The organism is Lentzea flava, from assembly GCF_014648475.1.
Taxonomy (GTDB): domain Bacteria; phylum Actinomycetota; class Actinomycetes; order Mycobacteriales; family Pseudonocardiaceae; genus Lentzea; species Lentzea flava.
Genome location: NZ_BMRE01000079.1, coordinates 19,756 through 29,481 on the forward strand (window position 1 = coordinate 19,756; position 9,726 = coordinate 29,481).

Annotated in this window: 11 protein-coding genes; 3 read left to right on the forward strand and 8 right to left on the reverse strand. The window is 68.9% G+C overall.

Annotated elements, in window-relative coordinates; translation table 11 throughout:
- Positions 1 to 76: 76 nt before the first annotated feature.
- The 3 genes from IEZ09_RS42515 to IEZ09_RS42525 form a co-directional block, all read right to left on the reverse strand.
- Entirely contained in the window at positions 77 to 805 is a 729-nt protein-coding gene (locus IEZ09_RS42515; protein WP_189259538.1) for an aspartate/glutamate racemase family protein, read from the reverse strand.
- Positions 802 to 2,247: an NCS1 family nucleobase:cation symporter-1 gene (locus tag IEZ09_RS42520; RefSeq protein ID WP_189259539.1), complete on the reverse strand. Its 1,446-nt coding sequence runs from the start codon at positions 2,245 to 2,247 to the stop codon at positions 802 to 804. Before IEZ09_RS42520 ends, IEZ09_RS42515 begins: the two co-directional genes overlap by 4 nt.
- Before the next feature lie 92 nt (positions 2,248 to 2,339).
- Entirely contained in the window at positions 2,340 to 3,053 is a 714-nt protein-coding gene (locus IEZ09_RS42525; protein ID WP_189259540.1) for a GntR family transcriptional regulator, read from the reverse strand.
- 107 nt (positions 3,054 to 3,160) lie between these two features.
- On the opposite strand from IEZ09_RS42525, the gene IEZ09_RS42530 reads away from it, so the two are divergent.
- The gene (locus IEZ09_RS42530; protein ID WP_189259541.1) at positions 3,161 to 3,919 is read left to right on the forward strand and encodes a hypothetical protein; all 759 of its coding nucleotides are present in this window, start codon (positions 3,161 to 3,163) and stop codon (positions 3,917 to 3,919) included.
- Positions 3,920 to 3,923: 4 nt separating this feature from the next.
- Here the strand turns inward: IEZ09_RS42530 and IEZ09_RS42535 are convergent, their stop codons facing one another.
- The 3 genes from IEZ09_RS42535 to IEZ09_RS42545 form a co-directional block, all read right to left on the reverse strand.
- Positions 3,924 to 5,219 (reverse strand): glycoside hydrolase family 6 protein, encoded by a 1,296-nt coding sequence (locus IEZ09_RS42535; protein WP_189259542.1) that lies wholly within the window; start codon positions 5,217 to 5,219, stop codon positions 3,924 to 3,926.
- A gap of 140 nt (positions 5,220 to 5,359) precedes the next feature.
- On the reverse strand, positions 5,360 to 6,196 hold the full coding sequence (locus IEZ09_RS42540; RefSeq protein WP_189259543.1) for an expansin EXLX1 family cellulose-binding protein: 837 nt from the start codon (positions 6,194 to 6,196) through the stop codon (positions 5,360 to 5,362).
- Positions 6,193 to 7,227, reverse strand: a complete 1,035-nt coding sequence (locus IEZ09_RS42545; RefSeq protein ID WP_229813436.1) for an SGNH/GDSL hydrolase family protein — start codon at positions 7,225 to 7,227, stop codon at positions 6,193 to 6,195. Before IEZ09_RS42545 ends, IEZ09_RS42540 begins: the two co-directional genes overlap by 4 nt.
- A gap of 239 nt (positions 7,228 to 7,466) precedes the next feature.
- Here IEZ09_RS42545 and IEZ09_RS42550 point away from each other — a divergent pair, with 239 nt between their 5' ends.
- Positions 7,467 to 8,300, forward strand: a complete 834-nt coding sequence (locus IEZ09_RS42550) for an SGNH/GDSL hydrolase family protein (protein WP_229813437.1) — start codon at positions 7,467 to 7,469, stop codon at positions 8,298 to 8,300.
- Here IEZ09_RS42550 and IEZ09_RS42555 read toward each other — a convergent pair.
- Both IEZ09_RS42555 and IEZ09_RS42560 read right to left on the reverse strand, forming a co-directional pair.
- Complete coding sequence (locus IEZ09_RS42555) at positions 8,288 to 8,509, reverse strand: hypothetical protein (RefSeq protein ID WP_189259549.1); 222 nt, start codon at positions 8,507 to 8,509, stop codon at positions 8,288 to 8,290. The two genes, IEZ09_RS42550 and IEZ09_RS42555, sit on opposite strands and share 13 nt — an antisense overlap.
- Before the next feature lie 31 nt (positions 8,510 to 8,540).
- Complete coding sequence (locus IEZ09_RS42560) at positions 8,541 to 9,278, reverse strand: class I SAM-dependent methyltransferase (RefSeq protein WP_189259546.1); 738 nt, start codon at positions 9,276 to 9,278, stop codon at positions 8,541 to 8,543.
- 32 nt (positions 9,279 to 9,310) lie between these two features.
- Between IEZ09_RS42560 and IEZ09_RS42565 the strand changes: the two genes are divergently transcribed.
- The gene (locus IEZ09_RS42565) at positions 9,311 to 9,469 is read left to right on the forward strand and encodes an NUDIX domain-containing protein (RefSeq protein WP_229813438.1); all 159 of its coding nucleotides are present in this window, start codon (positions 9,311 to 9,313) and stop codon (positions 9,467 to 9,469) included.
- Positions 9,470 to 9,726 lie beyond the last annotated feature (257 nt).

Below are 9,726 nucleotides of genomic sequence, written 5' to 3' on the forward strand. Positions count from 1 at the left end.
TGTCGGCGTCGTCCAGCGGTGCGGTCTGCACCCTGCAGAACTCCGGCGCCGCCCGCAACCCCACCATCACCGCCGGTCAGTGACCGAAGTCCCGCAACAACCCCGTGTACCGCTTCGGCAACGGGTCGGCGAACTCGTCCCGCTTGCCGGTGCGCAACCCCATCTCCACCAACGCCTGCACGGTGAGCACCGCGGACTGGACGCCGTCGACCACCGGCACCCCGATGGCAGCCGAGATCGCGGGAGCCCAGTCCGTCATGCCCGCACAGCCGAGCACCACCGCGTCCGCCTCGTCCTCCTCGACGGCGCGGGCGCAGGCCGCCGTGACGACGTCGAGGGCGCCCGGATCCCGCTCGAGCTCCAGCACCGGGATGTCACAGGCGTGGACGCCCCGGCACAGCCCGCGCATCCCGTACCGCTCGGCCAGCTCCCACGTCCGGCCGCGGGTGCGGGACAGCGTCGTCACGACGGTGAAACCCCGTCCCAGGTAGGCGGCGGTGCGCATGGCCGCCTCGGCGATCCCGGCGACAGGGCCCCGCGCCAGCTCCCGCGCGGCGTCGAGGCCGGGGTCGCCGAAGCACGCGACGACATAACCGTCCACACCGGACACCTCGCCGGAGGCGATCTCCGTCAGCAGACCCGGAACGCTCAACGCCTCGTCGTAGTGGCTCTCGATCGACTCGGGCCCCATCTCCGGACTGACCGCCACCACGGTCGTACCGGGTGCGGCGACGGCCTTGGCCGACCGTTCCACCAGCGCGGTCATGTCCGCGCTGGTGTTCGGGTTCACCACCTTGATGATCATCGACTCCGCCTGGACGCGAGCGTGTACACCGCGAGGCCCACGGCCATGCCGATGAACCAGCTGTACTGGGCGGCGGGCGCCAGCGCGGACACCAGGACCGGGGCCACCGCGACGACCGCTCCGGCGGCGGTGGCGGCGATCGCCTTCGGGTTGTAGCCCTTGCGGTAGTGGTAGCGGCCGTCCGGCGACATCGTGAACAGGTCGTCCACCACCACCTTCTGCTTGCGCACCAGGTAGTAGTCCGCGATCAGCACACCGAACAGCGGGCCGATGAACGCGCCGAGCACCTCCAGCGTGTAGTGAATGACCTCCGGGCTGTTGTAGAGGTTCCACGGCGTGATGAGCACCGACCCGACGGCGGCGATCATGCCGCCGGCGCGCCAGCTGATCCGTTGCGGGCTGACGTTGGAGAAGTCGAACGCGGGCGAGATGAAGTTCGCGACGATGTTGATCCCGATCGTCGCGACGGTGAACGTCAGCGCTCCCAGCACGATCGCGAACGTGCTGTCGACGCGCGCCACCGTCTCGACCGGGTCGGTGATGAGCTCGCCGAACACCGGCAGGGTCAGCGACGTCGTCACGACCACCAGCACCGAGAACACCAGGAAGTTCACCGGCAGGCCGAGCAGGTTGCCCCGCTTCACCGCGGCGAACGAGCGGCCGTAGCGGGAGAAGTCACCGAAGTTCAGCATCGGGCCGGAGAAGTACGACACGACGAGGGCGATCGCGCCGAGCATCACGGGCAGCGACGCCAGGCCGGTGTGGCGGACCTCGCCGAGGCTCAGGTCGATCGCTCCCCAGCCGGCCCGGTAGATCAGGTAGCCGGTGAGCAGGAACATCACCACGTACACGGCGGGGCCGCAGAAGTCGATGAACCGGCGGATGGTCTCCATGCCGGTCCAGAACACCGCCGCCTGCACGAGCCACAGCAGCGCGAACGAGCCCCAGCCGAGCAACGGCAGCCCGAGGAACCCGTACTGCTGCACGTCCGCGTACGGCATGAGCGCCGGGAAGAGCTTGAGCAGCACCACGTTCAGCGCCGCGGACGCCAGGTAGGTCTGGATGCCGTACCAGGCCACCGCGATGAGCCCGCGGATGATCGCCGGGACGTTCGCGCCCAGCACACCGAACGACGCCCGGCAGATGACCGGGTACGGCACACCGGTGACCTGACTCGGTTTCGCGACGAGGTTGCAGAAGACGTTCACGATGCCGATGCCGACGACCAGTGCCAGCAGCACCTGCCAGCTGGACAGGCCGAGCATGAACAGGCTGCCCGCGGTCACGTAGCCGCCGACACTGTGCACATCGGACATCCAGAACGCGAAGATGTTGTACGAACCCCAGGTCTGCTTCTTCAGCGGCGCCAGGTCCTCGTTGGTGAGGCGCGTGTCGTACTCGGCCGTGGTGCCGATCGCCGGGCGGGCGACAGTATCGGTCATCACCGACTCCTCGTGCTCGGATGTGGTGCGAGCAGCCTGATCCGGCAGTGTTACGCCCTCATGACGCGAACCGTATATCTTTCCGGCCCCGGTCAGTCCGAGTCGACGAACAACCCCGTGTGCCGGGGCAACGCGGCGAGTGACGCCCGCAGCCTGCCGTGATGTGCCCGCGCCGCCGCGACGAGCCGTTCCACGTCCCGCGCGAGGAACGCCGCGAGCATCTCCTCGTGGTCGTGGTGCATCTCGACTTTCGCGACGTCGGGCACGTGAGCCATGGGCTGCACCGGTTCCGTGGTGTTCCACGCCGACTCCAGCATGGCCATCAGCCGGTGCATCCCGCACGGCCGCACCAGTGCCAGGTGGAACCGCCTGCTGTCACGGTGGTAGCCGCGCACGTCGTGGGCCGCGATGGCCCGGCCGAGCGCCTCGTGCGTGGCGGTCGCCTCCCGGTCGTCCTGCTCGGTCGCCGAGGCCACCGCGGCGGTCAGTGCCGCCACCTCCAGCACCTCGCGCACCACGTACAGCTCGTGCAGCTCACGGGTCGTCAGCCGGGCGACGTGGTAGCCCAGGTTGGGCCGGTGCTCGACCAGGCCCTCGCCGATCAGCGTCTTCAACGCCTCGCGCACCGGGATGCGGCTCACCCCGAACACCTGTGCGACCTCGTCCAGCGGAATCGGCGTGCCCGGCGGCACCTCGCCGTCGAGCAGGCAGCGGCGCAGCTCGGAGAGGATCGACGCCTGGGAACCACCCGGCTGGTCGCTGACCAGCCGGGCGATCAGCGCAGAGCGTTTCCGCGGGCCCGCCACGCCCGGCAGCCTATGTCACGAACGGGGCCGGGCAAGCCACCTGATGTGGCCGCTGAGGGCACTTCCCAGCGGTTCCTTCGCAACCGAATAACCTCTAATGTTCAAGCATGCCAAAGTGGAAAGCGCTCTCCCTGCTCCTGGCACTCCAACTCACGACGACGGCGGCACCGGCCCTCGCGGACCACTCCCCCTCGTGCGCGCGCCCCGGCGTGCTGTTCTGCGAGAACTTCCAGTCGGTCCCGCTCGGCGGCGCCACCAGTCTCGACTGGGGCGTCGACACCAGCCACGGCACGCTGACCGTGGAGAAAGCCCCGCGCGGCCAACGGGTTCTGCACGTGCACACCGAAGGCAACGGCCGGGCGTTCCTCCGGGTGGAGGACTTCTCGCCTCCCGGCAACAGCTTCTACGGACGCGTGCGGCTCAAGACGAAAGCCTTCCCGCGCAAGCCCGACTGGGCCCACTACACGCTGATCGAGGCCACCGGCCAGGGTCCGGAGATCGTGCGACCGCTCGGCGGGCAGTACGTGCCCACAGTGGACCGTCCGCTGTGGGGTGTCGGCGCCGACGGCGGGCCGACCGGCGACTGGACGAACTGGCGCGAGTCGGCCCCGTCCCGGGAGAACGTCTGGCAGTGCGTCGAGTGGCGGATGGACGCCGCCGACAACAGGATCGAGCTCTGGTTCGACGGCGTCGCGCAGCCGGACCTGACCGTGTCGACGCGCAACCACGGCGGAAACCCGGTGGACTTCGTGTTCCCGCGGTTCGACACGGTCAAGTTCGGCTGGCAGCTCTACCAGCCCAACGACGGCGCCTACGACCTCTGGATGGACGACATCACGCTCGCGACCAACCGGATCGGCTGCTGAGGTCTCATCCGCAGACCACCCCGTTCAGCGCCGGTGAGAGGAACGGCGGGGTGCCGCCGCCATAGGTCGCGTTGTAGCCGATGGTGGCGGTCCCGCCGGTGCCGAGAGCGCCGTTCCAGGACGCGTTCCCGACCTCCACGAGGTCACCCCTGTCGGCCCACGTGCCGTTCCACCCCTGCGACACCGTCACGCCTGGCGCGGAGAAGGTGAACGTCCAGCCGTTGATCGGCGCCGCCCGGTTCTCGATGACGATCTCGGCGCTGTAGCCGCCCGACCACGTGCTCGTCACCTTGTGCGTGGCCTTGCAGCCACCTGGTGCGGGCGGAGTGGTCGTCGTGGTGGTCGACGGCGGCCGCGCCGCGTTGGCCAGGTCGTACGCCCGCTGCGGCACGAACTGACCGGCGCCCGCGATGCACCCGTCCGCCTCACCGGGCAGCTTGACCCACAGGAACGCGGCGATCTGCCCGTCCCCGGTCTGGTCGGTGCTCGGTGTGCCGATCGCCCTGCCCGGCGGATCACACCACTCGCTGCCGGCCGGCCCGTTGCCGTTGCGGCTGGTGTCGATCACCGCGCGCAACCGCGAGTCGCCCACGGAGTTCAGCACCGCCTTGGCGAACGCCACCTCGTCAGCGCTCCAGCGGTAGTTGGACACGTTGGTGGAAATGCCGTCCGCGCTGTTCGAGATGTCCGCGCCGCGCAACCGCGACGCCGCCTCCGCCGGCGCGAGCCACGCCGAGTGCCCGATGTCGAAGTAGACCTTGGCCTGCGCCGACCCCGCCTTGAGCCGCTTGCCCGCGTACGCCATCGACGCCTTGGTCTCCGCCTGCTGACCGGAGTTCTGGCAGTTCGTCATCAACGGCAGCACGTCCGGCTCCAGCACGATCACCGCCGGTCGGCCCGCGAGACCCGCCGCCACCTGGTCCACCCACGCCCGGTACGCGCTGTGCGAGGGCGCGCCGCCGCCGCTCGCCCCGCCGCAGTCGCGATTCGGGATGTTGTAGACCACCATGATCGGGATCTTGCCCGCGGCCGCCGCGGCACCCACGAAGGCATCCACCTCGCCGCGCACCGTGCTGGTGTTGGTGGTGGTGAACCACCTCGCCTGCGGGACGGTCGCGATGCGGTCGCGGATCATCGGGGTGCGCCAGTCACCGGGGTTCTGCGCGACCCACCTGGCCGCGCTCGTGCCCGGATCGACGTAGAACGGCGACGCGGCCGCCTGCGCGCTGCCCCAGACCGCGACCGCCGAAGCCGCGAGCGTGGCCAACGCGATGCCGGCGGCAACTCCTTTGTTGCGCATCCTGCCTCCTCGTTCTGGGAGCGCTCCCAGACTGGCGCCACACTCTATTCACTCCGTCAGCGACCGAAAAGGGCGCGTCGAAGACGATCGACGAGTTGATCAGCGCTCGCGCGGCCCGGCCTGGTCGAACGCGAATCGGCTCAATGCGCGGCGAACTGCGCGCTCGTCGGCTGAACGACGTCGGGCCGCACCGGCAGAGCGTTCACAACGATCCGCTCGCCCCAGATGTCGGTGATCGCCACGGCACCGCCGCACCCGGCACCGTTCTCGGAGAGGAAGTAGTTGTACTCGGCGCGCTTCAGTTCCTTCCACTGCCCGCCGGCCTGCACTTCCAGCCGTGCCACGGGGTTGCGGTGGTCGATCGCCTGGATTCCGCACCACCACTGGCTCGACCCGGTCTTGTAGCGCAGGGAGATCTTCTTCTCCAGCGGCGGGCTCACGAGCGTCCACGTCACCGCGATCTCGCCCTGCTGCGGGTTCGCGAGCCGGGCGAACGCCTCCTTGCTGAGGTCCAGCTGCCCGACCCGGCACGGCGCCGGGCAGAGGTTCGTGACCCGCACGGTGATGCTCTTGCCGTTCGCCTTCACCAGGACGTAGGCGCCACAGGCCTTCGAGTCCTCGAAGTCCGACCAGTTCATGGCCACCGTCAGCGGATCGGGGCTCCGGTCGTACGAGCAGGCGCCGCTGCCGTCGGAGTCGTAGTGGGTAGCCGGTCCGTTCCTGGCGACACCGGGCTTGATCTTGCCGGCCAGCGGTGCGCCGGCCGCCGCGACCGGCGACGGCTGGGCGGAGGACGACGACGGCGGCGGTGACGACGAGACCGGCGGCGGCGTGGTCGTGGTGGAGGTGTTTGTGGTGGTGGTGACGGCGGCAGCGACCGCACGGCCGGTGACCTCCGCGTTGCCCCGCACCGCGACACCCGCGGTCACCAGCACCAACACGACCCCTGCCAGCACCGCGAGACGACGCCTCGTCACCAAGCCAGCCCCAATCTCGCGATGTAGTCGTTCAGCTTCCCGGAGATCAACCGGTGGTCGCGCTGCGAGAAGTGCCAGTCGCAGCCGAGCCGGTCGAGCGCGGCGTCAGCGTAGTTCCAGTACCGCACGCGGCTGTCACCCCGGTCCTGCACGACCTGCCTGGCCGCGTCGGCGAACACCCCCGACGCTTCCGGCACGCTCACGAGGATCGTCGTGCCGGAGCCGTACCGGGCCCGCAGCTTGTCCAGGAACCCCTGGTAGGCGGTCTTGTAGGCGGTGACGAGGCTCTGCTGGTCCGGCCACTGCTCACCCGGCCGCAGCGCGGTCGAGAAGTCGTTGGTGCCCAGGCCGACCACGATCAGCTGCGGCTTCCAGGTGCCGGGGTTCTGCCACACGTCGCCGTCGACGTTCAGCAGCGCACGGTCGTAGTACGTGCGGTAGCTGGTACCGGGCTCGCCGCCGTTGTAGTTGCGCACCATGCCGCGGCCGGAGAAGGCGTTGATCTGGTAGTCGGCGTTGAGGGCACGGGCGGTCAGCGCGCCGAACGTCAGGTCCGCGTTGCTGTTGCGGTCGACACCTCCGTTGGTCGAACAGTCCCGTGTCGTGGACAGGTTGCCGTAACCCGCGGTCAGCGAGTCGCCGATGAACTCGATCTGCCGGGCCCGCCCCGCGGGCTTGGTCAGGACGTTGCCGACGAACCCGCCGAACTCCCCTGCCGCCCACGGGCTCTCCGACCGCTTGACGAGCCGGACGCGGTGCTCGGCGTTGCTCAGGTTGCGCACCCAGTGCGTGGTGCGGCCGGGTTTGACGAGCGTCGAGACGGTTCGGCCGTCGATCTGCACGTCGTAGTAGCTCGCCGCGTCGTTGAGCGTGACGCCGACGCTGGTGCCGCGGAACCGGCCCTCGAAGTAGACGCCCGGCCAGGAGAACTGACCGGACTTCGTGACCCTGCCCGCGGTGTGCGCCTGGTCGAGGGGCACCGCCTGGGCCGAGGGAGCGCCGAGCAGTGCGACGACCAGAACGACCAACACGGGGCGTGTACCACCGAACAACCGCGACATAGGTCGAAAAGTGACATGGCGCCCGACACCCGTCAAGACACCCGATGGAAAATCGATGCGCTTCGACTGAACAGGATCGAAGTCGATTCGACGAAAGCGGCTGTCGCTCCGGAAAGCGCTTTCCAGCCTGGACGGCAATGGGTATGCTGAAAAGAAGATCGTTTTCTGTTGCGTCCACCTCAGACAACCCCTGCCGTCTGGAGACAACCGTGCGGAAACGCGTTCTGACCCTCGTCGCTCTCGCCGTCCTGCCGTTCCTCGCCGCCAGTCCGGCGTCGGCGGACCAGCCCGGCTGCGCTCCCGCCACCGGGGCGTCCACCGGTGCCGCCACGGTGAAGGTCTGGCTGGCCGGTGACTCCACGATGGCCAACCCGCGGTCGAGCTGCCCGGTCGGCTGGGGCAGCCAGTTCGACCCGCTGTTCAACGACAACGTGATCGTGCAGAACGACGCGGTGGCCGGCCGTAGCGTCCAGACCTGGCTGTACGAGTCCAACGTGCAGAACACGAAGGACTCCGCCGGTGAGTGCGTGGTGAGCCCCAGGACGTTCCACCAGCGCTGGCTGAACATGCTGGACGCCACCAACGGCATGAAGGCCGGCGACTACCTGATGATCCAGTTCGGGATCAACGACGGCGACCGCAACTGCCCCCGGCACGTGGGCAGCGCCCGGTACAGGGAACTTCTCACGATGATGGCCAAGGCGGCCAAGGACCGCGGCGCCACCCCGATCTTCCTGACGCCCGTCTCCGCCATCCGGTGCAGCGGCAGCACGGCCGTGGCCACCCGCGGCTTCCTCACCGAGACCTTCGACGCCGGCCGGGCGAGCGGTGCCACCGTCATCGACCTGCACAAGCTGAGCTACGGGCTCTACAACACGCTCAAGCTGTGCCCCAACGACGGCGACTACACCAAGGGCCCGGTCGGCGCCTTCTTCTGCAACGACCACACGCACTTCGAGGCGGCCGGTGCCCGGCAGATCGCCGGCGTCGTGGCGAAGGCGTTGCGAGACCAGCGGATTCCCCTGTCCAGCTACCTCAGGTGAACTGTCGCCGCGGTGTCGGTGCGGCGCGTGTGGAACGTCGAACCACGGACCTCCGTGGTGATCGAAGCGCCGTCGTCGAGCTGGTGGATCAGCAACGTGACACCGTCGGCGTAGTCGTAGTCCGGACGGTCGTCGACCGCGCCGAGCGGCATCATGGTGTTCGGCCGAATCGCTCCAATTGCTTTCCTGCGACGAACGTTAGCGATCACGCGCCTGGTTGACGAGGGAGATTTCCGGCCCTCAGGACGGTTTGCGCGCCAGCAACGAGAACGTGTTCGGCAGCCGGCCCCGCCACGCCGCCGCGTCCAGATCACCCCACCGCCAGAACGGTTCCGGGTGCTCGGCCAGGTGCCGCAGCTCCAGCCCGGCGCCCAGCACCGCGGTGACGATCTCGGCCAGCGTCGCCTGCCACTCCACGGCGCCGTTGGCGGGAAACGTGTCGTTGACGTGCGACCGCTCGAAGTACCCGCGGTCCGGCCGGATCCGCGGCTCGTCGGTGTCCCACGTCCACAACGGCACCATCGGGTGTGCCTCGTAGACGAAGAGGTGCGCTCCGGGTTTCAGCAGCCGAGCGACGTCCGCGGCCCAGGCGCGGAGGTCCGGCAGCCAGATCAACGCGCCCTTGCCGGTGTACACCAGATCGGCACAGTCGCCCCGCAACGGAGCGCCCGGCAGCTCGGCGATCACGTACCGGCAGTTAACGCCCAGCTCGATCGCCCTGCGTTGCGCCGCCGTGGCCGCCACCGAGCTGAAGTCGACGCCGACCACGGACCGGGCGCCTTCCCCGATCAACGCGATGTCGTCCAGGCCGTTCCCGCTCTGCAGGTGCACGACGGCCGGCTTCGAGGCCAGCAACGGCCGCAGCACCGCGAGTTCGCACTCGACCAGCGACGAGGAGTTCCTCGCCTCGTCGAGCAGTTCCTGATGTTCGTCGACGTACTTCCGCGACGCCGTCTCCCACGCGATCCGGTTCCCCACGACGTTCCACTATGCCGTGAAAAGATCCGCTCATGGACGAGGGCACCAACATCGTGATGGTCAACTCGGCGGGCGAAGTGCTGCTGTACCTGCGCGATGACAAGCCCACCATCAAGTTCCCGAACACCTGGTGCCTGCCCGGCGGTTACGTCGAACCGGGTGAGTTGTCCTCACTGAAGGACAACGCCTGAAGTGGTTCAGCAGGGCCGAAATCTAGGCGTACGAGCTCGGCTACGAGGACAACGCGATCCTCGCTGACCGTCACCTCTGTGTCGGGATCGGCCTGGAACGCGTGGTGCTCGACAGCCGGTGTCCCGGCATTCACTGCGACATCGAGTCGCGAAACGGCCCGGCACTGGTGTGCCGGGCCGTTGGTCCACCTCGGTCATCGGGTGGGGTCGGGCTGGGTTTGGGTGGTGTGGGTGATGATGCGGTTGGCGGTGTTCCA

What these genes read in the sequence shown, in the direction of transcription:
- IEZ09_RS42515 (WP_189259538.1), bottom strand. Translation starts at nt 805, where the DNA reads ATGATCATCAAGGTGGTGAACCCGAACACCAGCGCGGACATGACCGCG.
- IEZ09_RS42565 (WP_229813438.1), top strand. Translation starts at nt 9,311, where the DNA reads ATGGACGAGGGCACCAACATCGTGATGGTCAACTCGGCGGGCGAAGTG.
- IEZ09_RS42535 (WP_189259542.1), bottom strand. Translation starts at nt 5,219, where the DNA reads ATGCGCAACAAAGGAGTTGCCGCCGGCATCGCGTTGGCCACGCTCGCG.
- IEZ09_RS42520 (WP_189259539.1), bottom strand. Translation starts at nt 2,247, where the DNA reads ATGACCGATACTGTCGCCCGCCCGGCGATCGGCACCACGGCCGAGTAC.
- IEZ09_RS42530 (WP_189259541.1), top strand. Translation starts at nt 3,161, where the DNA reads ATGCCAAAGTGGAAAGCGCTCTCCCTGCTCCTGGCACTCCAACTCACG.